The organism is Streptomyces sp. NPDC015171 (assembly GCF_043079545.1).
In the GTDB taxonomy this organism is placed as follows: domain Bacteria; phylum Actinomycetota; class Actinomycetes; order Streptomycetales; family Streptomycetaceae; genus Streptomyces.
Genome location: NZ_JBIBUO010000013.1, coordinates 157,360 through 182,298, shown reverse-complemented (window position 1 = coordinate 182,298; position 24,939 = coordinate 157,360). Strand labels below are relative to the sequence as shown.

Here is a 24,939-nt window from a genome sequence, read left to right as displayed (position 1 = left end):
GCCCGGGGCGCCGGCTCACGCGGCCCGTTCGAGCAGTGTGGCGAAGTAGCGGGCCTGTTCGGCCGTGTCCTCGTCCATGCCGGTGCGGGTGAGGAGCAGCTCGACGATCTCCTGCCCGTGCCGCCCCCTCGTCGGGGTGGTGAAGCTCTCCTCGTAAGCACGCAGCCAGGCCAGCGCGTACTCCCCGGCCCGGCGTGCCTGCTCCTCCGGGAGGCGTTCCAGGGCGAGCAGGGACCTCAGGACCAGGCGGGACTTGAACTTCGGCATGTGTGCGCCGAGCCAGTCGAAGGACCAGGTCACCACGGAGGCGAGCCGGTCGGCCGGCAGGTCGCGCACGCGCAGCAGGGCGTCGAGGAAGAAGCAGGTGTCGAACGTGGTGGGGTCGGGGCGGATCCAGCGGTAGGCGAGGTCGACCGAGGCGGCCGAGACCTGGCTGGGGATGTCCGTCCGGCACAGGACAGCCTTCAGCAGCCTGGGCGCGCTGATCTCCCCGTAGTTGTCGTCGCTCCAGCGCAGCGCGCAGGAGGCGACGCTCTCCAGCTGGGACGGTGTGAGGTCGAAGCGTTCGAGCAGGGGCTCCAGGACGGACTGGATGCCACGGCTGCCGCGCTCGGCCCTCACCCAGGCCAGCGAGTGCTCGACCAGCGGAATGAGGTCCTTCGGCGTCAGCGATGGCGAGGAGTTGAGCAGACTCAGCAGATGCGCCGCCTGTTCGGTGCCGCCGTGCGGCTCCAGCCAGGCGAGAGCCGTGTCCACCACCCTGCGCCGCTCGTCCGGCGCCAGGTCGTCGCGGGCGAGCAGCTTCTTGAGCACGTAGTGGGCGTCGTTCAGGGCGGCGTGCAGGCGCAGCCACTGTTCGCAGTGCGTCAGGGCCGTCTCCAGCCGGCCCCGGCCGAGGTCGTCCTGGTCGAGCAGGCCCGCCAGCACGGAGCTGGCTTGGAGCGTCGAGACATGGCGGGTCAGCCAGCGGTCCGCCGTGGCGTAGGCGCGGTCCAGGGACGTGCCGGTGAGGCGTCGCTTGCTGAGCAGGAAGCCGAGGTGCCAGACGCTGTCCGGGCTGTCCCGGTGGGCGTCCGTCCAGTCCAGCACGACGGCGGCGACCGACTCGAACGCGTCCTGCGCCAGCTGCGACTGGCTGAGCACGGCCTTGAACAGCTCGTACGGGGGCAGTTCGCCGTTGCCCCGGTTGAGCTGGGCAACGGCTTCGGAGATCGAGTGCGCGGCCTCGGCGGCGGTGGCCGCCTTGACCTGGGCCGCGTGCAGGGCGGCGGTCTTCGGGTTGTCGGGGTGCGCCGCCGCCCACCTGGAGCCGGCCGCGACGACCCGGGCCCGCTGTCCGTCGGTGAGTTCCGCCCGGCCCAGGAGTTCCACGAGGAGGTTGGCCGCGATGGGGTGCGCGCTGTGCGTGTCGGCCCAGACGGTGGCGAGTTCGATCACGACGCCCCGGTCGGTCGCGGTCAGCTCCTCACGGCGTACCAGGGCCCGTACCGTGCGCTCCGACCAGTGATTCTCCAGGTGCGCCACCGCCCAGGGCAGCGCGCGGCCGACGGCCTGCTCGATCTCGGCCGGTTCGAGGTCGCTCCGGAACACCAGGCTGCCGAGGATGCGGCCTGCCATCGGCACATCGGCCGGATGGCGATCGAGCCACCCGAGGCAGTGGGCGAAGACCGTGCGCAGCTGCCCGCCGTCCAGGTCCCGCCGCAGCACCAGGGTGAACAGGACCCCGCCCGCGGACTGCTCGCGGTCGTTGCGCGCCAGCCACTCCACCGCCCGGGACAGAGCGGCCGGGGCGGACTCGGCGGGCAGGTCGTTCCGGGACAGCAGCGCCGAGAGGACGAAACTGGTACCGGTGTCGGACGGGTGGCGGTCGAGCCATGCCAGGGCTGTGGCGGCGGTCCGGGTCACGACGTCGGCGGTCAACTGCTGTCGCTCCAGCAGGACACGGAGGACGTGGCTGGCCGACGGGGCGGTCCCGTGCGCGTCGAGCCAGTCGAGCGCGGCCGATACATGCCCCGCGGTCTCCGCACCGTTCCTGTCGTGCTGCTGTCCCAGGAGGGCGGACAGGGCGAAGCTGTTCTCCTCGTCGTGCGGACGCCCCGCGAGGCGCTGCTCGGCGTACCGCGTCGCCATGCGGCGCTCGTCCGCGGTGAGCCGGCCGTCGGTGAGGAGAAAGTTGACGATGCGGTCCGCCTTGGGCTCCAGCAGGTGCTCCCGCAGCCAGAGATCGGCGTAGGCCACCATCCGCCGGGTCTCCTCGGCCCGCAGGTCGGGCCGTTCGAGCACGGTGCGGACGAAGAAGTCGGCGGCCGGGTCCTCGGCGTGCTCCGCCAGCCACGCGTCGGCGAGCAGGACGGCGGCCCCGCGTTCCTCCTCGGTCAGGTCGTGGCGCTTGAGCACGGCTTCCAGTACGTATGTCCAGTTGGACTCGATCGGCTGCGCCTTCGTCCAGGCGATCCCGGTCCGCACCGCTTCGCGCAGCTCGCCGTCGTCCAGGTCGCCGCGTGTGAGCATTTTGCTGATCACATGACTGGCCTCCTGCGGGAGACCGTGGGTGCCGAGCCATTCCCCCGCATGCCGGAAGGTCGTCGTCCGCAGGTCGGGGGTGAGGTCGTCGCGGGAGAGCAGCTTGGCGATCACATGGCAGGCGTCCGGTCCGGTCCCGTGTTCCTCAAGCCACGACTCGGCGGCCCGGACGGCCTTGCGCGCGTTCAGCCGCAGAGCCGGGTGTTCGAGGAGAGGGGCGAGCACATAGGTGGCCTCGCGCCTGCCCCTGTGGTGGTCGAGCCACCGGATGGCGGCGGCCGTGATCCGGTCTTCCTGGTGCCGGGTCAGGTCCCTGCGCACCAGCATCCTGGCGAACAGATGGCTCGCCTCGGCCAGGGAGGAGTTGCCGGCCAGCCAGGTCACGGTCGACTGCAGGACGTCCGCGAGGTAGGCCGTACCGAGCCCGTCGCGTTCGAGCAGGATGTCCAGCACGAAGCTGCCCTCGCGGCGCCGGTTGTGCAGCTCCAGCCAGCGGACCGCGGTGGGCACGAGGCGCTGGGCGGCGTCGGCCGGCAGGTGCTTGAGACCGCGGCGCAGGACATGGCGTGCGTTGACGGTGTCGCCGTACTCGTCCAGCCAGGGGTCGACGATCTCGTGCCAGTGCTCCACCAGGGGGACGGCCCACGGCGGGCCCGAGCAGATCGCGCCCAGCGCGTAGCCACCGACGTCGGGGTCACGCTGCATGACCTCACCGATGGTGGTGGCGTTCTGGGCGAACCAGTCCGCCAGGGCGGCGCCGACCTCCGCGTCCCGCTGCCGTGGCGCGAGGTCGTTGAGCAGCCGGGCGAGGTTCGTCGTGTAGCGGCCGATGGTGCGGGCCTCGGTGAAGCAGCCGGACAGCAGGTCGTGCGTGCGGGTTCTGTCGACCCGGGTGCCGTCGGGGCGGATCACCGAATCGGTCAGCTGGTCGCAGACGATGTCGTGGGCCACTTCCAGATGCCCGCTCCCGCCCTCCAGCCACCCGAGGCCGAGCAGGGCGTCGATGACGGTGTCGGCTCGGTCGGCGCCGCTGGGCGTGCCGGTCAGGGCGGCGCGGGCCGCGGTCCGTACCTCGGGCTCCGGCTGCGGGCACGCCACGGCAGCGGCAGCGGCGGCGACCAGGTCGTCCGAGGCGTGGACGCCGTCGAGGGGCGACCGGGGGGCCGGCACGGTGAGAGCGTCCTCGTGCAGCCGGGCGTGCAGCCATTTGGCCAGCTCCCCGCCCTCGCGCATGCCCGCGATGTCGGGCGTGCCGAGGCCGCGCCGCACCCGGCGTTCCACCTCGGAGGCGATGAGCAGGGTGAGGATGGGGCGGCGCCCGCACAGCCGCCGCATGTGCTCCAGGCCCAGCTCGGCCACGGCCGTCGGGGCGAGCCGGTGCAGGCCCCGCTCGGCGACGGCCCGCAGGAACTCCTCGTCCTGCCGCAGGTGCACCTCCCCGAAGAAGGACCGCAGGCGGCTCCTGTGCTGCTGCAGCCAGCCCGGCCGCACCGACGCCAGGAAGACCACTCCGATGCCCGCCTTCTCCGCATCGGGGATCAGACGGCCCTTGACCGCCTCCAGGTCGAACTGGGACTCGCCTTCCTTCTCGCTCAGGAAGAGGTTGAGGTAGTCCAGCACCACGAGGACGTCCCGGGAGTCGGCCATGACCTCCTTCGCGATCTCCTCGACCAGGGACGCCGACCCGCCGGGCCGGACGTGCAGCACCCGCCAGCCGGCCGCCTGGGCCAGCCGGCCCACCTCGATCCCGGTGCGCGTCTTGCCGGTGCCGGCCGTGCCGACGAGCAGCAGACCGTCGTCCGCGCCTTCCAGGATGCGCCGCATGATCCGGTCGGGGTCGGCCTCGTGCTCCGTGCCGGGAGGGACGAACGGCAGGTGGTCGGAGATGAGGTTCTTCTTGAAGCCGGTCAGGCCGGCGAGCAGATCGTCCTGGTCGACCACCGCGGACAGCGGGCCGTCGTCGCCGGGACGGGCGACATGGGCGGCCGTGATCTTCTTCTTCCTGATGCCGTCGGCCATCAGCGCGTCCTGGAAACCGGGATCGTCCAGGACCTCGGCGATCGGTTCGGCCTCGACGCTGTTCGGTCCCCAGGTGGGCCGCCACTGATGCTGCACACCGATGAGGAAGTGCCCCTCCGCGGTGAAGAAGGCGGCCCCCGACATGCCCTTCCACACATCGTCGTCCTGGGACGGCAAGCTGGGCGCATCGGTGATCGCGATGTCCAGCAGGCCGGATTTCAGGTTCGAGCCGAGCCGGACCGTGCCCAGGGGCGCGAAGCTCTCGCGCCCGGCAAGACCGGACCGCTCCGGGCGGCGGGCGAAGCGGGGGAAGCCGTTGGCCGACACCTGCACCCCGCCGGGTCCCGAGGACAGGCGGCCGAAGCGGACCAGTGGTACGTCGGGCACGGGCTCACGCAGTTTCACGAGCGCCAGATCCCGTGTCGTCGAACACCACGCCACGTCGGCGGGGCGCTTCTCCGGTGCGCCGCCGAGCATGACGCTGATGGTGCGCGCCCCGGCACCGGCCGCCGGCAGCCTGAGCAGATGCCCGGCGGTCAGCACCAGCGTTCTGCTGATGAGATAGCCCGAGCCGTAGATGCCGTCCTTGCCCTGCTGCACCAGGACTTCCGCGACACGCGACGCGTAGTCGTTCCCGCCCCCCATGGCCGACCTCAGGCGAGCAGGTCGGAGACGTCGTCACCGGTCAGCACGGGGCCGGGCCGCCCGTTCTCGTCGTCGGCCTGGGCGTCGAGGCGCATCTTGATCACATGGGTCCGGGTCTTCTTGGACCCGGCCGAGACGTCCCCGGACAGCACCCAGAACTTCACACCGCCCTTGCCCTGCTTGGTCTTCTCCACGGCGACCTGGAGTTCGAGGTCGATGGAGTCGATCCGGAACCGGACGTCCTTGCCGTCCGCCTCGGCGCGGGCGGTCTCGATCTCCGATCGCAGAGACGCGAGCAGGTCGGAGAGTTCGATGTCCACGGTGACCTCCGGATGCGTGCCGAGGGCGGCGACGTGCGCGATGGACTCTGGCAGAGTCCGCTGACAGGGCGTCAATCCTAGGCCAAACGAAGGGCGTTGGCGGCACCATCGCGGCCCGCCCCGGGCGGACGCGGGGCGCGGATCGCCGGTCGCGGGGAATCCGCAGGTCGCGGTGGCAGACTTGAGATCTTCCGTGTGATCGTCGACCCCCGGAGCGCCGTCCGTGGACCAGCTGGCTCTGCTGTTCGTACTGCTGCTCGGGGCCCTGGTGAGCGTCCCGCTGGGGGACCGGTTCGGGGTGCCGGCCCCCGTGCTGATGACCCTGTTCGGCGGGGTCCTCGCAGTGGCCGACTTCGTGCCCGACGTGGACATCCCGCCCGAGCTGATCCTGCCGGGGCTGCTGCCGCCGCTGCTCTACGCAGCCGTCCGCCGGACCTCCTGGCGGCAGTTCGCGGCCAACATCCGGCCGATCTTCCTGCTGGCCGTCGCCCTGGTGTTCGTGACGACGGTGTGCGTGGCGTTCGTCGCCAACGCGATCGTGCCGGGGCTGCCGATCGCCGCCGCCGTCGCGCTCGGCGCGCTGATCGCCCCGCCCGACCCGGTCGCGGCGACCAGCGTCGCCGGGCAGCTCGGGCTGCCGCGCCGCCTGGTGTCGATCCTGGAGGGCGAGGGGCTCTTCAACGACGTCACGGCCATCGTGCTGTACCACGTGGCGATCGCCGCGGCCGTGAGCGGTTCGTTCTCGCCCTGGCAGGCCGGTCTCGACCTCGTGCTGTCCGCCGTGGTCGCGGTGGCCGTGGGTCTGGTGCTCGGCTGGGGCGCGAACAGGCTGATGGACCTGCTGGGCGATCCGACCCTGCAGATCGGCATGACCCTGCTGGTGCCGTACGCCTCCTATGTGCTCGCGGAGAAACTGCACGGCTCCGGGGTGCTCGCCGTGCTCACCACGGCCCTCTTCCTCTCCGAGTACGCCACCGACGCCGACGACGTGATGACCCGGCTCGCCGGGCACACCTTCTGGGACATCATCGACACCCTCGTCACGGGCGTCGCCTTCGGGCTCATCGGTCTCGAACTGCACAACGCCATCCGTACGGCCCAGGGGCGGTGGAGCGAGATGCTCGGCTGGGCGGCGGCCGTCGTGGGCGTGGTGGTCGTGGTCCGGCTGGTCTGGCTGCTGCCGGCGACCTGGCTGACCAAGCGGCTGCACGCCCGCCGGGACTACGACGAGGAGATCCCGGTGAGCTGGCGGGAGACCGTCGTGATGTGGTGGTCCGGGATGCGCGGGGTGGCGTCGGTGGCGCTGGCGCTCGCCGTGCCGCTCAAGACCGACGACGGCTCCCCGTTCCCCGACCGGGACGAGATCGTCTTCATCGCCTTCGGGGTCATCATCGTCACGCTGGTCCTCCAGGGGCTCACCCTGCCCTGGCTGGTGAAGCGGCTCGGGGTGCAGGCCGACTCCGAGCGGGAGAAGGAGTTCGAGAAGGAGCTGGCGGTGCGGGCGGCGAAGGCGGCCAGGCGCAGACTGCGGGAGATCGAGCAGGTGGAGGACCTGCCCGAGGAACTGTCCGAGCAGATGCTGCGGCGTGCCTTCGACATCGGGATCCGGATCAGCCCCGACATGGGCGAGGAGGAGCGGCGGGAGGCGCAGCACCAGCGGGTCAAGCGGGTCAAGCGGATCCGCAACATCCAGAACGAGATGCTGAGCGCGGCGCGGCACGAGGTGCTGGCGGCGCGGAGCGAGCCCGGGGCGGATCCGGAGATCGTGGACCGGGTGCTGCGCCATCTGGACGTACGCAGCCTGCGCTGAGCCGCGCGGGGCCGGCCGCGTCCCCTGCGCGGCCGACCGGCCTCGCCCATGCGCCGCCGGATTGTCATACGAATGTGTCGACCTGTGGATAACTCTCGGCGCCCCCGGCGCTTCGCTCCTACGCTCGGATCATGACGCGCAACATTGTGATCAGTGGTGGCGGGACGGGCATCGGCCGGGCGGCGGCGCAGACCTTCGCGGCGGGCGGGGACCGGGTGCTGTTGCTGGGGCGGCGCGCGGAGGTGCTGGAGAAGGCCGGGGTGCCCGGGGCGCTCAGCTACGCCGCCGACCTCGCCGAGCCGGATCAGGTCCGCGGGGTGGCCCGGTTCGTCGCCACGGAGCTGGGCGCCGTGGACGTGCTGGTGCACAGCGCCGGCGGCGCAGGGTACCGGGAGCCGCCGGCCGCCGGCGACGACCCCCTCGACCGGGTCGCCCACGACTGGACGCTCAACTTCCGGCAGAACGTCCTGACCGCGGCGCTCCTCACCGAGGCGCTGAAGAGCCGGCTCGCCGAGCCCGGCGGCCGGGTCCTCTTCATCAGCTCCATCGCCGCCTACCGGGGCTCGGGCACGGGCGCCTACGCGGCGGCCAAGGCCGGACTGCACCCCTACGCCCACGAGCTGGCCCGGGAGCTCGGCCCGCACGGAATCACCGTGAACGTGGTCGCCCCCGGGTACATCGAGGACACCGAGTTCTTCGGCGACTCCATGGACGAGGCCCGGCGGGAGAGGCTCATCGCCGACACCTCGACCCGCCGCGCCGGCACACCGGGAGACGTGGCCGAGACCCTGCACTGGCTGGCCTCACCCGCCGCCGGGCACATCACCTCGCAGGTGATCCAGGTGAACGGGGGTGCCGAACGCGGCCACTGAGTCCCGGCCCCGACCGGTCGGCTCCGGGCCGGTCAGGGCCGCTCAGGGCCGGTGCGCCGGCCCCGGCAGGGCGTCGGCTCAGGCAGGGCTCAGCTCCGGCCCGGGCGCGGAAAGTCGTACGCCCTGCGGAGGGGGATGCCGTCGGGGGAGGGCAGCTGGTGCGGCGGGAGCGCCGCCTCCGCGGTGTTCACCCGGGGCAGCGCGTAGGGGTGCTCGGCGGACAGCCAGGTGATCATCTGCTCCCGGACGGCGACCCGCACCGTCCAGATGTCGTCCGCGTCCTTCGCCGTCACCAGCGCCCGCACCTGGATCGTGTTGGGCGTGGAGTCGGTCACCTGCAGGCTGCAGGCGCGGCCGTCCCACGCCGGGCACTCGCGCAGAACGTCCCGCAGCTTCTCGCGCATCGCCTCCACGGGCGCGCTGTGGTCGAGGTGCCAGTAGACGATCCCGGTCATCTGCGGGGTGCCGCGGGACCAGTTCTCGAAGGGTTTGGAGGTGAAATACGACACCGGCATGGTGATCCGGCGCTCGTCCCAGGTCCGTACCGTCAGAAAGGTCAGGGTGATCTCCTCGACCGTGCCCCACTCGCCGTCCACCACGACCGTGTCGCCGAGCCGGACCATGTCCCCGAAGGCGATCTGCAGCCCGGCGAACAGGTTCGACAGCGTGGACTGGGCCGCGACACCGGCCACGATGCCGAGGACCCCGGCGGAGGCCAGCAGGGAGGCGCCGGCGGCGCGCATCGCCGGGAACGTCAGCAGCATCGCGGCCACGGCGACCACTGCGACGATCGCCGCCACCACGCGCATGATCAGCGTCACCTGGGTGCGCACCCGCCGGACCCGGGCGGCGTCGTGGTGGGCACGCGCGTAGCGGCTGTACGTGGTCTCGACGACGGCAGCCGCGATCCGGATCACCAGCCAGGCCGCCGCCCCGATGAGCACCAGGGTCAGCGTCCGGCCGACGCCGGTCCGGTGCTCCTGGAGCAGCTCGGCCTGATCGTACGAGCCTCTGAGCAGGGCCGCGCACAGCACCATCTGGTACGGCACGCGGCCTCGCCGCAGCAGGCCCCACAGGGGGGTCTCGGTGTGGCGCGCGTCGGCCTTGCGCAGCAGCACGTCGGTGGCCCAGCCCAGAAAAACGGTCAGGACCACGCAACCGCCGACCACGATCACGGGGCGCAGTACGGTCTCCATGCCTGGGAACGTAACCGGCTTCGGCAGGGCCTGAACCTGTGTTTCACCACACGCGGGAGTACGCGTGCGTGTCCCGGGCACGGGTACGGGCGCGGAGGAGGCGGCGGTACCGCTCGGGCGGGGCCCGGCTGGCACCATGGCCTCATGAACATCATGCTCTTTCACTCGACCTACGGGCTCAGGCCCGCGGTGCGCGCGGCCGCGGAACGGCTGCGTGCGGCCGGCCACGAGGTGTGGACGCCGGACCTCTTCGAGGGGAACACCTTCGACACCGTCGAGGAGGGCATGGAGTTCAACGAAGGGATCGGCAAGGAGGAGCTGCTCAAGCGGGCCGTGCTGGCGGCGGCGCCGTACTCCGACCGGGGGCTGGTGTACGCCGGGTTCTCCCTCGGCGCCTCCGTCGCCCAGACCCTCGCCCTCGGCGACGACAAGGCGCGCGGACTGCTGCTCCTGCACGGCACCTCGGACATCGCGCCGAACGCCCAGGCGGACGACCTGCCGGTGCAGCTGCACGTGGCCGAGCCGGACGCGTTCGAGCCGGACGACTGGCTGAGCTCCTGGTACCTCCAGATGGGCCGGGCGGGAGCCGATGTGGAGATCTACCGGTACGCCGGTGCCGGGCACCTCTACACCGACCCCGAGCTGCCGGACTACGACGAGGAGGCTGCCGAGGCCACCTGGCGGGTGGCGCTCGGCTTCCTCGACAGCTTGGACGCGTAGCCGGCCGTTACACCGGGTCGTACGTCCGCTCGATCTTCTGCGTGCCGCTGCGGGTGCGGTAGGAGCGGGACCAGCTGGAGGTCGCGCTCGGGTTCGTGCGGTCGGACACGACGTAGAAGTCCATCTGCGCGCGATCGGCGGTGATGTCCAGGACGCCATAGCCGTGGCGGTCGGTGTCCACCCAGTGGACGTGCCGGTTCGCGGCCTTGATGGCCGGGGAGGCGACCGCGGAGACCGTGCCCTCGGGCACCTTCACGATGTCGTCCAGGTTGTCGGAGGTCACCGAGGTCACCACGAACTCGGTGGCCGCCGATGCCGACAGCGGATAGGTGCCCGCGTCGACCGGCACGTCGTTGGCCCACGCCATGTGGATGTCACCGGTCAGGAAGACGGTGTTGCCGATGGCGTTGGAGCGCAGGTGGTCCAGCAGCTCCCGGCGGTCGTCGGTGTAGCCGTCCCACTGGTCGGTGTTGAGGCCGATGCCGTCCTGCGGCAGCCCCAGCAGCTTCGCGAGCGGCTTGAACAGGTCGGCGGCGAGGGAGCCGATGACGAACGGCGAGATCATCACCGAGTTGCCGACCAGCCGCCACTTGGTGTCGGAGGCCTTCAGCCCGCTCTTCAGCCAGTCGAGCTGGGCGCGGCCGGTGAGCGTGCGGTCCGGGTCGTCCACCGAACCGCTGGCCGTTGAGGCCTGCTGGGAGCGGAAGGAGCGCAGGTCCAGCAGGGACAGGTCGACGAGCTTGCCGAAGCGCAGCCGCCGGTAGGTGGTGCCGGCGATCGCGGGGCGGACCGGCATCCACTCGAAGTAGGCCTGCTTGGCGGCGGCCTGACGGGCCGACCAGGCGCCCTCGGCGCCCTCGGTGTGGTTGACCGCGCCGCCCGACCAGGCGTTGTCGGCGAACTCGTGGTCGTCCCAGATCGCGATGACCGGTGCCTTCAGGTGCAGCGCCTGGAGGTCGGGGTCGGTCTTGTACTTGGCGTGCCGGATCCGGTAGTCGGCGAGGGTGATGATCTCGTTGGCCGGTGCGTGCGGGCGCACGACCTTGCCCCGGGTGCCGTACTCGCCGGACTTGTACTCGTAGATGTAGTCGCCGAGGTGCAGCCAGGCGTCCAGGTCGGACCGGGCGGCCAGGTGGCGGTAGGAGGAGAAGTAGCCGGCCTCCCAGTTGGCGCAGGAGACCACGCCGAAGCGCAGGCCGGACACGTTCGCGTTCGCCGCCGGCGCGGTGCGGGTGCGTGCCACCGGGGAGTCGGCGCCCTGGGCCGAGAAGCGGAACCAGTAGTCCGTGGCCGGTTCCAGGCCGCGGATGTCCGCCTTCACGGTGTGGTCGGAGGCCGCGCTCGCGGTGGTGGAGCCCTTGGCGACGACGTTCGTCAGCGCCTTGTCCTTGGCGACGACCCAGCTGACCTCGGTGTCCGGGCCGACCCCGGAGCCGGGTATCGCCTCCGGGACGGGGGTCACACGGGTCCACAACAGGACGCCGTCGGGCAGCGGGTCGCCGGAGGCGACACCGTGCAGGAAGGCGGGGGTGTCCGTGGCGGCGCGGGCCGGCAGGGCGGCGGCCAGCGGGCCGGCCAGGACAGCGGTCGCCGCCGCGGCCTTGACGACCGTACGGCGGCGCGGGGAAAGGGATGCGAAGCCGCTCGGGGCCTCGGATGATCCGTATCGACTGGTCACGGACGATCAGGTTACTGATCGGTACGCGTCAAGGCGGGCGAACCCGCAAAAGTTCGCCCGCCGTTCGACGGATCGTCGGTTCAGCCCTTGAGGGCCGCCTCCAGCGCCTTGTCGAACTCGGCGACGGACATCGGGGCGTTCTTGCCGTCGGCGCCCGTCAGCGGCTTGCCGTCCATCATCAGGGTCGGGGTGCCCTGCACGCCGTCCTTGTCGAAGATCTTGGACTCCTCCAGTGCCCACCGGTCGTAGGTTCCGGCCTTCACGGCCTTCTGGAAGGCCGCGTTGCCCTTCAGGGCGGGGACCGTGTCGGCGATCTTGATCAGGTAGGCGTCGTCCTTGAACGTGTCGGTCGTCTCGACGGGGTGCCACTTCTTCTGGTACATCGCGGTCTTGTACTCGAGGAAGGCCTCGGGGCTGACGTTGAGCGCGGCACCCAGGGCGCTGAGCGCGTTCTTGGAGCCCTCACCGGTCAGGTTCTTGTCGAGGAAGGTGGCGCCGACGTACTTGATCTTGAACTTGCCGGCGTCGAGGTCCTTCTTGACCGTCGGGCCGACCGCCTGCTCGAACGTCGCGCAGACCGGGCAGCGCGGGTCCTCGTACATGACGAGGGTCTTCTTGGCGCTGCTCTTGCCGAGGATGACCGTCGTGCCGTCCTTGCCCGAGGTGTTGGCCGGCTTGACGAGCTTGTCGTCCTTCGCGGCCTCCCAGTAGGCGGGCTTGTTGTTCTGCACGACGGCGTAGCCGATACCGCCCGCCGCGGCCAGTACGGCCACGACCGACGCGGCCACGACGACCTGCCGCCTGGCCTTGTCCCGCTTGGCCTGCCGCTCGCGCTCCTCGCGCAGCCGCTCCCGGGCCGCCGTCTTCGACGACTGGCTGTTCCGCTTGCTCATAGTGGTGATCTCCATGTGGGGCGCGCACATGCCGTACGCGTCATACGTAGGGGGACTGGGTCGTGCTCAGGCGAAGGCCGGTGAGCACGGCGGTCCACGCCGTCCCAGGGAGTGCACGAGGAGCCGGTCGCGGGCGGTGGCGCGGTCCGGCGCCGGCCGGGGGGTCCGGCGGGCCGGGAGCGGCCGTACGGCGACCACGGCCACCGCCAGCAGCAGCGGCCGGAAGGTGGTGGCGCCGACCGCGCGCAGCAGCTGGGTCAGCGCCCGCTCGCCCCGGCGCAGCCAGGCCGCGGCGAGCAGGCCCACGCCGATGTGCACGGCGAGCAGCAGCCAGGCGGCGACCGGGCTGGTGTGGGCGAGCAGGGCCCCGGCGGGCTCGGGGCCGCCGGCCATCCGGGCCAGCGGGGTGCCCACCGGGCCGTCGCACAGCACATCGAGGCCGACCGTGCGCAGCGGACCCGCGACCGGGCCGCCCGTCCGGCCGTAGCAGGCGTGCTGGCCGGTGGTGAACACCGTGTCGGCGGCCAGCTCCAGCGGGATCAGCAGGGCCGCGATGCGGCCGAAGCCGCGCTCGCGGCCCGCCAGCGCGTACGCCGTGGCGAACACCCCGGCGGCGACCGCGCCCACGGTCGCCAGCGGCAGCGGGGTACGGGACAGCAGTACGTGCGACGCGGTGCTGAGCGTCACGACGAAGGCCGTGAACAGCGCCGCGCGCACGGCCCTGAGCTGGATCCCGGATATGTCCATAGCGAGAGAAGAGTCTGTCACGTACGCGAGTAAGGGACCCCTAAAGGGTGCCTGTGAATCCGCGAAGGTTACAGCCCCGGAATCCGGCCGTTGCGGAACAGGTCGACGAAGATCTGGTGGTCGGCACGCGCGCGTGCGCCGTAGCGGTGCGCGAAGTCCACCAGCAGGGGCGCGAAGCCCTCCTCGTCGGCCGCGAGTGCCGCGTCGATGGCCCGCTCGGTGGAGAACGGCACCAGGGACTCGCCCGAGGTGTCGTCCGCCGCCGCGTGCATCGTGGCGGTGGCCCGGGCCAGGTCGGCGACGACGGCCGCGATCTCCTCCGGGTCGTCGATGTCGCCCCAGGCCAGGTCCACGGCGTACGGCGAGACCTCGGCGACCAGCTGGCCCGAGCCGTCCAGCTCGGTCCAGCCGAGCCACGGGTCGGCGTGCGCCTGCAGGGCACGCTGGGAGATCACCGTGCGGTGGCCCTCGTGCTGGAAGTACCCGGCGATGGCCGGATCCGTGATGTGCCGGGAGACGGCCGGGGTCTGGGCCTGCTTGATGTAGATCACGACATCGTTCTCCAGGGCGTCGCTGTGGCCCTCCAGGAGGATGTTGTACGACGGCAGGCCCGCCGAGCCGATGCCGATGCCGCGACGGCCCACGACGTCCTTGACCCGGTACGAGTCCGGGCGGGCGAGCGAGGAGTCCGGAAGGGTCTCCAGATAGCCGTCGAAGGCCGCCAGGACCTTGTAGCGGGTGGCCGCGTCCAGCTCGATGGAGCCGCCGCCCGGGGCGAAGCGGCGCTCGAAGTCGCGGATCTCGGTCATCGAGTCCAGCAGCTCGAAGCGGGTCAGCGAGCGGGCGTCGCGCAGCGCGTCCAGCAGCGGCCCCTGCGCGGTGTCCAGCGTGAACGGCGGCACCTCGTCCCGCTTGGCGCCCGTGGCCAGGGCGCGGATGCGCTCGCGGTAGGCGACGGCGTAGATCGTCACCAGCTCGGTGATCTGCTCGTCGCTGAGCGCCTTCGCGTACCCGATGAGCGCGACGGAGGCGGCGAAGCGCTTGAGGTCCCAGGTGAAGGGGCCGACGTACGCCTCGTCGAAGTCGTTGACGTTGAAGACCAGGCGGCCGTTGGAGTCCATGTACGTGCCGAAGTTCTCGGCGTGCAGATCGCCGTGGATCCACACCCGCGAGGTGCGGTCGTCCAGGTACGGGCCGCCCCGCTTCTCCGCGTCGAGGTCGTGGTAGAAGAGGGCCGCGGTGCCCCGGTAGAACGCGAAGGCCGAGGCCGCCATCTTGCGGAATTTCACCCGGAACGCGGCCGGGTCGGCGGCCAGGAGCCGGCCGAAGGCGGTGTCGAATACGGCGAGGATCTCCTCGCCGCGCTGCTCCTCGTCGAGCTGGGGGACCGACATCGCGGGGTGCCTCCTGGTGCATTGCCTGTACGACAGCGTTTCTGCCGTCTCCAACGCACGAAGGTACGCGTGAGTGCCCGCCGCGTGTCAGTCCCGAGGCATAGACTTCGACGCTGACCCCAGAACTGTCCGTCCGCCCGTCGCCGAGTGTTTCCTCCGGAGGCCGCCCCGTGTCCAAGCCGCCCTTCACGCACCTGCACGTCCACACCCAGTACTCGCTGCTGGACGGTGCCGCGCGGCTGAAGGACATGTTCAACGCGTGCAATGAGATGGGCATGACACACATCGCCATGTCCGACCACGGCAACCTCCACGGCGCCTACGACTTCTTCCACTCCGCGAAGAAGGCCGGAATCACCCCGATCATCGGGATCGAGGCGTATGTGGCCCCCGAGTCCCGGCGCAACAAGCGCAAGATCCTCTGGGGCCAGCCGCACCAGAAGCGCGACGACATCTCCGGTTCCGGCGGTTACACCCACAAGACGATGTGGGCCGTGAACAAGACCGGCCTGCACAACATCTTCCGGCTCTCCTCCGACGCCTACGCCGAGGGCTGGCTGCAGAAGTGGCCCCGGATGGACAAGGAGACCATCTCCCAGTGGTCCGAGGGCGTCGTCGCCTCCACCGGCTGCCCCTCCGGCGAGGTGCAGACCCGGCTGCGCCTCGGCCACTTCGACGAGGCCCTGAAGGCCGCCGCCGAGTACCAGGACATCTTCGGCAAGGACAAGTACTTCCTGGAGCTGATGGACCACGGCATCGAGATCGAGCGCCGGGTCCGCGACGGCCTGCTGGACATCGGCAAGAAGCTCGGCATCCCCCCGCTGGTCACGAACGACTCGCACTACACGTACGCGCACGAGGCGGGTGCCCACGACGCCCTGCTGTGCATCCAGACCGGCAAGAACCTCTCCGATCCCGACCGCTTCAAGTTCGACGGCACCGGCTACTACCTGAAGTCCACGGACGAGATGTACGCCATCGACTCCTCGGACGCCTGGCAGGAGGGCTGCGCCAACACGCTCCTCGTCGCCGAGATGGTGGACACCACCGGCATGTTCGAGGCCAAGAACCTCATGCCGAAGTTCGACATCCCCGACGGCTACACCGAGGTGACCTGGTTCAAGGAGGAGGTCCGCCGCGGCATGGAGCGCCGCTTCCCCGGCGGCATCCCCGAGGACCGCCAGAAGCAGGCCGAGTACGAGATGGACGTCATCATCCAGATGGGGTTCCCGGGCTACTTCCTCGTGGTCGCCGACTTCATCATGTGGGCCAAGAACAACGGCATCGCGGTCGGCCCCGGCCGAGGCTCGGCGGCCGGTTCGATCGTCGCCTACGCCATGGGCATCACCGACCTCGACCCGATCCCGCACGGCCTGATCTTCGAGCGCTTCCTCAACCCCGAGCGCGTCTCCATGCCCGATGTCGACATCGACTTCGACGAGCGCCGGCGCGTCGAGGTCATCCGGTACGTGACGGACAAGTACGGCGCCGACAAGGTCGCCATGATCGGCACGTACGGCAAGATCAAGGCCAAGAACGCGATCAAGGACTCCGCGCGCGTGCTGGGCTATCCGTACGCCATGGGCGACCGGCTCACCAAGGCGATGCCGGCCGACGTCCTCGGCAAGGGCATCGACCTGAACGGCATCACCGACCCCTCGCACCCGCGCTACAGCGAGGCGGGCGAGATTCGCGGGATGTACGAGAACGAGCCGGACGTGAAGAAGGTCATCGACACCGCCAAGGGCGTCGAGGGCCTGGTCCGGCAGATGGGCGTGCACGCGGCCGGCGTGATCATGTCCAGCGAGACCATCACCGAGCACGTCCCGGTGTGGGTGCGGCACACCGACGGCGTGACCATCACGCAGTGGGACTATCCGAGCTGCGAGTCGCTCGGCCTGCTGAAGATGGACTTCCTGGGCCTGCGCAACCTCACGATCATGGACGACGCCGTCAAGATGGTGAAGTCCAACAAGGGCGTCGACATCGATCTGCTGAGCCTCCCGCTCGACGATCCGACGACCTTCGAACTGCTCCAGCGCGGCGACACCCTCGGCGTCTTCCAGTTCGACGGCGGCCCCATGCGCTCCCTGCTCCGGCTGATGAAGCCGGACAACTTCGAAGACATCTCCGCCGTGTCGGCGCTGTACCGCCCGGGCCCCATGGGCATGGACTCGCACACCAACTACGCGCTGCGCAAGAACAAGCTCCAGGAGATCACCCCGATCCACAAGGAGCTGGAGGAGCCCCTCGAAGAGGTGCTGGCCGTCACCTACGGCCTCATCGTCTACCAGGAGCAGGTGCAGAAGGCCGCCCAGATCATCGCGGGCTACTCGCTCGGCGAGGCCGACATCCTGCGCCGCGTCATGGGCAAGAAGAAGCCCGAGGAACTGGCGAAGAACTTCGTCCTCTTCCAGGAGGGCGCCCGCAAGAAGAACTTCAGCGACGAGGCCATCCAGGCCCTGTGGGACGTGCTGGTCCCGTTCGCCGGCTACGCCTTCAACAAGGCCCACTCGGCCGCGTACGGCCTGGTCTCGTACTGGACCGCCTACCTCAAGGCGAACTACCCCGCCGAGTACATGGCCGCGCTCCTGACCTCCGTCAAGGACGACAAGGACAAGTCGGCGATCTACCTCAACGAGTGCCGCCGCATGGGCATCAAGGTGCTCCCGCCGAACGTGAACGAGTCGGTGCACAACTTCGCCGCCCAGGGCGACGACGTGATCCTCTTCGGCCTCGAAGCCGTGCGCAACGTCGGCACCAACGTGGTCGAGTCGATCATCAAGAGCCGCAAGGCCAAGGGCAAGTACGCCTCCTTCCCCGACTACCTCGACAAGGTCGAGGCGGTCGCCTGCAACAAGCGCACCACGGAGTCGCTGATCAAGGCGGGGGCCTTCGACACCCTGGGGCACACCCGCAAGGGGCTCACCGCGCAGTACGAGCCGATGATCGACAACGTCGTCGCGGTCAAGCGCAAGGAGGCCGAGGGGCAGTTCGACCTCTTCGGCGGCATGGGCGAGGAGGAGAGCAGCGAGCCCGGCTTCGGACTCGACGTGCAGTTCACCGAGGACGAGTGGGAGAAGACCTATCTGCTCGCCCAGGAGCGGGAGATGCTCGGTCTGTACGTCTCCGACCACCCGCTCTTCGGCCTGGAACACGTCCTGTCCGACAAGGCCGACGCGGGCATCTCCCAGCTCACCGGCGGCGAGCACGCCGACGGCGCGGTGGTCACCATCGGCGGCATCATCTCGGGCCTGCAGCGCAAGATGACCAAGCAGGGCAACGCCTGGGCGATCGCCACGGTCGAGGACCTCGCCGGTTCCATCGAGTGCATGTTCTTCCCGGCCACCTACCAGCTGGTGTCGACCCAACTCGTCGAGGACGCCGTGGTGTTCGTCAAGGGACGCCTCGACAAGCGCGAGGACGTGCCCCGGCTCGTCGCCATGGAGCTGATGGTCCCCGACCTGTCCAACGCGGGCACCAACGCGCCGGTGGTCCTCACCATCCCCGCCACCCGGGTCACTCCGCCCATGGTCAGCCGCCTCGGCGAGATCCTCAGCCACCACAAGGGCGACAGCGAGGTCCGGATCAAGCTCCAGGGCCCGCGCAAGACCACCGTCCTGCGTCTGGACCGGCACCGGGTCAAGCCCGACCCGGCGCTCTTCGGCGACCTGAAGGTGCTGCTCGGCCCGTCCTGCCTGGCCGGCTGAGACCCGCGGCGGGAAACGGCGGAAGGGGCGCACCCGGCTCGGGTGCGCCCCTTCCTGTGCCTGGGCTTCAACTGCCCTTTAGTTGTGACCGAAGCGCTGCTGCTTCTTGCGCGCGACATCCGACGGGCTGCCCTGTATGTGCGACACCGGGGAATCATGGGACTCCGACGCCGACCGCTGCACGTGCTCCTGCGCCTGCTCGGGCCGCGCGGTGCGGTTCTGCGAGCCACCCTTGCGGTTCTTGTTCTTGGCCATGGCGATCTGCCTCCTGCGGGGGATCTGGGGGGCCAGGGTCGGGATCAGATTCACATACGCTGACATCGGGCGCATGTCGGATAATTACCGTGTGTGACAGGGCGGGTGGGCGGACGAGATCCGCAAACGCCACGCCGAAGATCGAGTTCGGGCCGTTAACCCCCGCGCGGTCGGGCAGACTCGAAGGAAGTCCGAAGCAAAGCCTCCCGGGAAGAGGGTGAGTCGCGTGGACCGCTGCATCGTCCTGGTGGACGCCGGGTATCTGCTGGGCGCCGCCGCCAGCCTCCTCGCGGGTGAGCCCTCACGGTCCCGGATCACCGTCGATCACGCCGCACTGATCCAGGCCCTGCGGGATCGTGCGGAATCCGACACCGAGCGTCCCCTGCTGCGCATCTACTGGTTCGACGGCGCCCCCGACCGGGTCCCCCAGCCGGAGCACCGGCGCTTGCGCGTGATGCCCCGGGTCACCGTCCGGCTCGGCGCCCTCACCCGCAGCGACGGACGCTGGGCCCAGAAGGGCGTGGACGCCGCCATGCACGCCGAGCTGACCGAGCTGGCCCGCAACCGCGCCTGCTCCGACGTGGTCCTGGTCACCGGCGACGGCGATCTGCTGCCCGGCATGATGGCCGCCAAGGAGCACGGCGTCGCCGTCCACCTGTGGGCCGTCCAGGCCGCCGACGGCGACTACAACCAGTCCGAGGATCTGGTCGCCGAGGCGGACGAGCGGCGTGTCCTGGACCGCGCCTGGATCACCCAGGCCGTCCGCGCCAAGGAACTGACCGGCGTCTGCGCCCCGCCGCCCGCCCCCCGCCCCGAGATCGCCGCGATCCTCTCCGCGCCGCTGCCCGAGTCCGCGCCGACCGGAACCGAGCGCCCCGCCGAACAGCCCGCGCGCCCGCAGGTCGCCGCGGCGGAGAACGGCGCCGCCGAGCGGGCCCCGGTCTCCAAGGGCGTCCCCACCCCGAAGGACCTGGCCGCCCTGCGCGCACCCGGCGCCCAGCCCGCGCAGCACCCGGCGACCGCGACCCTGCGCTGGTCCTCCGACAAGGGCTGGGTGGACCGTCCCGGCGTGGCCGCCGAGCCCCCCGAGGCGGCCTCCATGCCGACGCTCGCCCAGCTCACCACCGCCGAGCAGCGGTGGGCCGACCGGGAGGAGGACATCACCACCGTGGGCGGCGACCCGTACGAGGTGGGGCAGGTCTTCGCCCGCCGCTGGATGTCCCGGCTCGGCGACCAGAGCCATCTGCAGCGGCTGTCGCAGATGTATCCGCGCATCCCGCACCGGATCGACGGGGAGCTGCTGCGGTACGCGGCACGGTTCGGGCTGCTCGCGCACAAGGACGACCAGATCGACGAGCACGACCGTTACGCCATTCGGGCGGGGTTCTGGCGGGAGTTCGACATTCCGGCGGCGGCGGAACAGCAGGCGCCCGCCGTGGACTGAACGCCCGGGGCCGCCCCCGAAGACGAGCAAAGGTCCCCGACCCCGTAGTCTCGTTCCTTGTGATTACGCGCGCGGGACAGGCACTTCGGTACGACGAGGTCGTACGCGTGCGCGGACTCAGCAAGACCTACCCGGCCGTGAAGGGCCGGCGGGGCGCACCGGGCACCCCCGAGGTGCGGGCCACCGACGGGGTGGAGCTGGAGGTGCGGCGCGGCGAGGTCTTCGGGCTGCTCGGCCCGAACGGCGCCGGCAAGTCCACGCTGGTGCGCCAGCTCACCGGGCTGCTGCGGCCGGACACGGGCAGTGTCGAGATCCTCGGCCACGACATCGTGCGCCATCCCGAGCGGGCCGCCCGCATCCTCGCCTACCTGGGCCAGGAGTCCACGGCCCTGGACGAGCTGACCGTCTCCCTCGCCGCCGAGACCACCGGACGTCTGCGCGGTCTGGAGGTACGGCAGGCGCGGGCCGAGCGCGACGCCGTCCTGGACGAGCTGGGGCTGACCCCGATCGCCGGGCGGCCTCTGAAGAAGCTGTCCGGCGGGCAGCGGCGGCTCGCCTGCGTCGCCGCCGCCCTCGTCGGGGAACGCGGGCTGCTCGTGCTGGACGAGCCGACCACCGGCATGGACCCGGTGGCCCGGCGCGCGGTCTGGGCGGCCGTGGACCGGCGGCGGGCCGAGCGCGGTGCGACCGTCGTGCTGGTCACCCACAACGTCCTGGAGGCCGAGACGGTCCTGGACCGGGTCGCCGTGCTCGACCAGGGCCGGGTCATCGCCTGTGACACCCCCGCCGGACTGAAGGAACAGGTCTCCGGCGAGGTGCGGGTGGAGCTGGTGTGGCGGGAGCGGGCTCCGCTGGAGGTGCCCGAGGTGGCCGTCCTGCGGGAGCGCGCCGTGGAGTCCGGCCGGCGCTGGACGCTCCGGCTCGTGCCCGAGGAGGCCCGCGCCGTCGTCGCCACGGTGACCGGCGGGGCCGCCTTCGCCGCGCTCGACGACTTCACGCTCGCCACGCCCAGCCTGGAGGACGTCTACCTGGCGCTGGGCGGCGCGGCCCGGCAGGGGCTGGTGAAGGCGTGAGCGCACCGGCCGCGGAATGCGTATGGGTCTGCACGACTGCCGTAGGGAAGAGGAGCAGCTCGTCGTGAGTGTCGTACCCGCCGAGGTTCTGCCGGGCGGCGCCCGGGCCGCCCAGGAGACGACGGCGCCCGGCGCGGCCGAGCTCGGGCCGCCCGCGCGGCTGTGGCCGTCGCTGGTGGCCGTCTACCGGGCACAGCTGTCCCGGGCGCGGGTGGCGCGGATCCCGCTGCTGTTCGTGGCGACCTTCCAGTCCGTCGGCATCACCGTGATGATGCGCGGTGTCGTCGACAGCGGCCCCGAGGCCCAGTCCGTGGTGGCCGGCTCGTCCGTGCTGGTCGTCGCGTACGTGGCGCTGAACCTGCTGTCGCAGTACTTCGGGCAGCTGCGGGCCAGCGGCGGACTCGATCACTACGCCACGCTGCCGGTGCCGCCGGCGGCCGTGGTGCTGGGCGCGGCGGCGGCGTACGCCTCCTTCACCGTGCCGGGGACCCTGGTGACGGCCGTCTTCGGCTGTGCGCTGTTCGGGCTGCCGCTGACCAACCTGTGGATCCTGGTGGCCGTCATCCCGCTCGCCGGGGCCGCGCTGGCCGGGCTCGGCGCCGCCTGCGGGCTGCTCGCGCCCCGGCCGGAGCTGGCCACGCTGCTCGGGCAGCTGGGCATGTCGGCGGCGCTGCTGCTGGGCGTGCTGCCGGCCGACCGGATGCCGCAGATCATCCGGCTGGCCCGTGATCTGCTGCCCTCGACCTACGGCGTGGAGGCGTACGCGCGGACCTTCGGGGCCGACCCGGACTGGGCCGTCGTCCTCGTTGACCTGGGGGTCTGCGCGGGCGTCGGAGTGGCCTCGCTCGCGGTGGCCACCTGGGCGTACCGCCGGGCCGCCGTCCGGTGACGCGGCACACAGCACGACCTGGCACGATGTCAGGGTGACCGCACCGCTGACACCGCCACCGCCGCCGCACGACGACTCCTCGCACCAGGTCCGGCAGGCTCCGCCGCCGGCCGGGGCGTCCGAGGGGGGTGGCTATGAACAGGACGGTCCCGGTATGAGGGCGGAGATACGGTCGGCCGCCGTGATCACGGTGGCGCTGGCGCTGGGCGGGGTGCTGCTGGGGCTGCTGTGGTGGTGGCTGGCGCCGCATGTGCCGCTCGTGGGCGACGAGATCGCCAAGAGCTGGGTCGTGTACTTCAAGGACACCGAGGGCGAGCAGGCGGTCGGGGTGGACGGCACGTTCACTCTGCTGGGCCTGGCCTTCGGTCTGGTCAGCGCGGTCGTGGTGTTCCTGCTCCGGCGCCAGGGCGGGGTGCCGGTCGTGGTGGCGCTGGGCCTCGGCGGCCTGCTGGGGTCGTTGCTGGCCTGGCGGCTCGGGATGTGGCTGGGCCCCGAGTCCGACGTGCTCGCGCACGCGCGGGCCGTGGGCAAGGGGGTGACCTTCTCGGCGCCGCTGCGGCTCTCGGCGAAGGGCGCGCTGCTGGCGTGGCCGCTGGCCGGCCTGCTGGCGCACCTCGGCCTGACCGCGCTGTTCGGCCCCCGGGACCCGGAGCCGGAGTACCCGCCGTATCCGCAGGTGCAGTAGCGCTTGCTCGCCCGCCGACGCGCGCCCTGGCGCACGGCCGGCCCGCATGCACGCTTACCCGCGCGCCCCGGGGTTCCGCAGGCGTCCACCGCCTGCCGGTCACCCGCCGGCGCGCCCCGGGGTTCCGGGCGCCTCAGCACGTGCCTGCCGCCTGCCCGCGTCCGTGATTCCAGGTGCCGGTCGCGGCTGCCTGCCGCCTGCCGCGTCTGCCGGCCGAGCAGTCGCCGACTCGTTCGGCCGCCTCCGCCCGGACCGTCCTCCCGCGTCCGCAGGTGCCTTGGCACTGGCTGGCCGCCTGCTCGCGTCCGTAATTCGCAGGTGCCGGTTGCGGCTGCCGGCCGCCCGTCGCCTCGCCGGTCGACAAGTGGCCGAATGGTTCGGTCGCAGCCGCCCGGTCTTCTTCCCGCGTCTGCCGTACCCGCAGGTGCCGTAACGCTCGCCTGCCGCCTGCCGCCTGCCGCCTGCCGCCTGCCCGCGTCCGCGATTCCGCAGGTGTCGTAGCGGCTGGCCGGCCACCCGCCCGCGCCCATCGGCCGAGCAGTCGCCGACTCGTTCGGCCGCCTCCGCCCGGACCGTCCTCCCGCGTCCTTCGCATCCACAGATGCCGTAACGCGTCAGATGCCGTAACTCGTCCTGCCGCCTGCCCCGCCTGCCGGGTCCGTCGGGCGGGTGGTCGCCGGGGTGCAGCCGCGTGCGCCCAGTCGTCTGCGCGTGTCTGTCTGCCGGCCGGGCGGTCGTCGGCTCGGACGGCCGCGGCCGGCCGGGGGAGCAGGGCGGTCAGCCCCGGCCGATCGGGGCCAGTACCGCTGCCGTCAGGCGGGTCAGGTCCTGTGGGGCCAGTTCCACCTCCAGGCCCCGCCGCCCGGCCGAGACGCAGATCGTCGCGTGGGCGCCGGCCGAGTCGTCGAGGACCGTCGTGAGCTTCTTGCGCTGGCCGAGCGGGGAGATGCCGCCGCGGACGTAGCCCGTGGTGCGCTCGGCGAGGGCCGGGTCGGCCATGGCCGCCCGTTTGCCGCCCACCGCCGCCGCCAGCGCCTTCAGGTCGAGGGAACCGGCCACCGGCACCACACCCACCACCAGGGCGCCGTCCACGTCGGCCACCAGGGTCTTGAAGACGCGCTCGGGGGAGACGCCCATCGCCTGGGCGGCCTCCTCGCCGTAGGACGGGTGGGACGGATCATGGTCGTAGGAGTGGACCGTGAAGTCCACGCCCGCCGCCGTCAGGGCCACCGTGGCGGGCGTACCCCCGGCCTGCTGCTGCTTCTTCGGCTTCTTCGCCATCGGAGTGTCTCGGCCTCGGTCTTCCCGGTCTTCCTCAGTTCAGGCTCGTCGGCGCACGCGTCAGCTCGAACGCGGGCAACGACGGCAGATTACGGATGATGGCGGTCTCGGCGCGAAGGAGTTTCAGCTCGTCACGCAGGCGGGACGCGGTGTCCGGGGCCTGGAGCAGCCGCTGCTTGGTCGGCGTGTCGTGCACCATCGCAGCCGCCACCAGGTACGACACCACGCTCGGCTCGTCCGGCAGCTCGGTGCCGGCGGCCAGCGAGCGTTCGCGGGCTCCCGCGAGGCGCTTCTGGTACTGGCGGAAGGAGCGCAGGACGCCCTCGGCCAGCGCGCCGGCCTCGTCCCCGGGCTCCTCCTCCAGCTCCTCCAGCTCCGCGGTCAGGAACGGCCCCGACGCGTCCACGGACAGCAGCCGCGCCCGGGTCGTGCCGGTCGCCAGCACCTCGAACGTGCCGTCGGACCGCTCCCGGATGGTCGCCGCGTCCGCGATACAGCCCACCGCGTGGAGGGCCTTGACCGGGTCGGCGCCGAAGCCCGCGGCGGGGCCCCGGTCGGGCTGCGCCGTGGGATCCGGCATGCCGGGGGCGCTCGGCGCCACCTCGTAGCCGTCGCGGATGGCGACGACCACGAACCGGCGCGGCTCGTCCTCGGAGGTCTTGAGCAGGTCGCGCATCATGGCGCGATAGCGCTCCTCGAAGACGTTCAGCGGCAGCACGAGCCCCGGGAACAGAACCGAGTTCAGCGGAAAGAGCGGCAGACGGACGGTGGTCACGGCGCCCCAG

18 protein-coding genes are annotated in these 24,939 nt (G+C 71.5%); 8 read left to right on the top strand and 10 right to left on the bottom strand.

Annotated elements, in window-relative coordinates; translation table 11 throughout:
* Window positions 1-15 precede the first annotated feature (15 nt).
* Complete coding sequence (locus ACF073_RS30685; protein WP_392074668.1) at window positions 16-5,187, bottom strand: trypsin-like peptidase domain-containing protein; 5,172 nt, start codon at window positions 5,185-5,187, stop codon at window positions 16-18.
* 8 nt (window positions 5,188-5,195) lie between these two features.
* Window positions 5,196-5,507, bottom strand: coding sequence for a trypco2 family protein (locus tag ACF073_RS30680; RefSeq protein WP_392074667.1), 312 nt, complete (start codon window positions 5,505-5,507; stop codon window positions 5,196-5,198).
* A gap of 223 nt (window positions 5,508-5,730) precedes the next feature.
* On the opposite strand from ACF073_RS30680, the gene ACF073_RS30675 reads away from it, so the two are divergent.
* On the top strand, window positions 5,731-7,317 hold the full coding sequence (locus ACF073_RS30675) for a Na+/H+ antiporter (protein WP_392074666.1): 1,587 nt from the start codon (window positions 5,731-5,733) through the stop codon (window positions 7,315-7,317).
* Between the two features lie 131 nt (window positions 7,318-7,448).
* Window positions 7,449-8,189 carry an SDR family NAD(P)-dependent oxidoreductase gene (locus ACF073_RS30670; protein WP_392074665.1) on the top strand — a complete coding sequence of 247 codons (741 nt, stop codon included), beginning with the start codon at window positions 7,449-7,451 and terminating at the stop codon, window positions 8,187-8,189.
* Window positions 8,190-8,278: 89 nt separating this feature from the next.
* Here ACF073_RS30670 and ACF073_RS30665 read toward each other — a convergent pair whose 3' ends face one another.
* Window positions 8,279-9,385 (bottom strand): mechanosensitive ion channel family protein, encoded by a 1,107-nt coding sequence (locus ACF073_RS30665; RefSeq protein WP_392074664.1) that lies wholly within the window; start codon window positions 9,383-9,385, stop codon window positions 8,279-8,281.
* Window positions 9,386-9,529: 144 nt separating this feature from the next.
* On the opposite strand from ACF073_RS30665, the gene ACF073_RS30660 reads away from it, so the two are divergent.
* A complete protein-coding gene (locus tag ACF073_RS30660) occupies window positions 9,530-10,105 on the top strand; it encodes a dienelactone hydrolase family protein (RefSeq protein WP_392074663.1) in 576 nt (191 codons plus the stop codon).
* Window positions 10,106-10,112: 7 nt separating this feature from the next.
* Here the strand turns inward: ACF073_RS30660 and ACF073_RS30655 are convergent, their stop codons facing one another.
* The 4 genes from ACF073_RS30655 to ACF073_RS30640 all read right to left on the bottom strand — a co-directional run bounded on the left by ACF073_RS30655 (window position 10,113) and on the right by ACF073_RS30640 (window position 14,817).
* A complete protein-coding gene (locus ACF073_RS30655; protein WP_392074662.1) occupies window positions 10,113-11,783 on the bottom strand; it encodes an alkaline phosphatase D family protein in 1,671 nt (556 codons plus the stop codon).
* A gap of 80 nt (window positions 11,784-11,863) precedes the next feature.
* On the bottom strand, window positions 11,864-12,676 hold the full coding sequence (locus ACF073_RS30650) for a thioredoxin domain-containing protein (protein WP_392074661.1): 813 nt from the start codon (window positions 12,674-12,676) through the stop codon (window positions 11,864-11,866).
* 66 nt (window positions 12,677-12,742) lie between these two features.
* Window positions 12,743-13,423 (bottom strand): hypothetical protein, encoded by a 681-nt coding sequence (locus tag ACF073_RS30645; protein WP_392074660.1) that lies wholly within the window; start codon window positions 13,421-13,423, stop codon window positions 12,743-12,745.
* Between the two features lie 68 nt (window positions 13,424-13,491).
* Window positions 13,492-14,817 (bottom strand): DUF2252 domain-containing protein, encoded by a 1,326-nt coding sequence (locus tag ACF073_RS30640; RefSeq protein ID WP_392074659.1) that lies wholly within the window; start codon window positions 14,815-14,817, stop codon window positions 13,492-13,494.
* A 170-nt stretch (window positions 14,818-14,987) separates the two neighbouring features.
* Here ACF073_RS30640 and dnaE point away from each other — a divergent pair, with 170 nt between their 5' ends.
* On the top strand, window positions 14,988-18,527 hold the full coding sequence (dnaE, locus tag ACF073_RS30635) for a DNA polymerase III subunit alpha (RefSeq protein WP_392074658.1): 3,540 nt from the start codon (window positions 14,988-14,990) through the stop codon (window positions 18,525-18,527).
* Between the two features lie 78 nt (window positions 18,528-18,605).
* Here dnaE and ACF073_RS30630 read toward each other — a convergent pair whose 3' ends face one another.
* Window positions 18,606-18,782 (bottom strand): hypothetical protein, encoded by a 177-nt coding sequence (locus ACF073_RS30630; protein WP_392074657.1) that lies wholly within the window; start codon window positions 18,780-18,782, stop codon window positions 18,606-18,608.
* A 226-nt stretch (window positions 18,783-19,008) separates the two neighbouring features.
* Between ACF073_RS30630 and ACF073_RS30625 the strand changes: the two genes are divergently transcribed.
* From ACF073_RS30625 to ACF073_RS30610, 4 genes are all read left to right on the top strand, one after another.
* Entirely contained in the window at window positions 19,009-20,226 is a 1,218-nt protein-coding gene (locus ACF073_RS30625) for an NYN domain-containing protein (RefSeq protein WP_392074656.1), read from the top strand.
* Window positions 20,227-20,285: 59 nt separating this feature from the next.
* Window positions 20,286-21,299, top strand: a complete 1,014-nt coding sequence (locus tag ACF073_RS30620) for an ABC transporter ATP-binding protein (RefSeq protein ID WP_392074655.1) — start codon at window positions 20,286-20,288, stop codon at window positions 21,297-21,299.
* A 64-nt stretch (window positions 21,300-21,363) separates the two neighbouring features.
* Entirely contained in the window at window positions 21,364-22,188 is an 825-nt protein-coding gene (locus ACF073_RS30615; RefSeq protein ID WP_392074654.1) for an ABC transporter permease, read from the top strand.
* A gap of 34 nt (window positions 22,189-22,222) precedes the next feature.
* Window positions 22,223-22,873 (top strand): AAA family ATPase, encoded by a 651-nt coding sequence (locus ACF073_RS30610; RefSeq protein WP_392074653.1) that lies wholly within the window; start codon window positions 22,223-22,225, stop codon window positions 22,871-22,873.
* A gap of 777 nt (window positions 22,874-23,650) precedes the next feature.
* Here ACF073_RS30610 and ybaK read toward each other — a convergent pair.
* Both ybaK and ACF073_RS30600 read right to left on the bottom strand, forming a co-directional pair.
* Window positions 23,651-24,154 (bottom strand): Cys-tRNA(Pro) deacylase, encoded by a 504-nt coding sequence (gene ybaK / locus ACF073_RS30605; protein ID WP_392074652.1) that lies wholly within the window; start codon window positions 24,152-24,154, stop codon window positions 23,651-23,653.
* Window positions 24,155-24,188: 34 nt separating this feature from the next.
* On the bottom strand, window positions 24,189-24,929 hold the full coding sequence (locus tag ACF073_RS30600; protein WP_392074651.1) for an LON peptidase substrate-binding domain-containing protein: 741 nt from the start codon (window positions 24,927-24,929) through the stop codon (window positions 24,189-24,191).
* Between the last annotated feature and the right edge of the window lie 10 nt (window positions 24,930-24,939).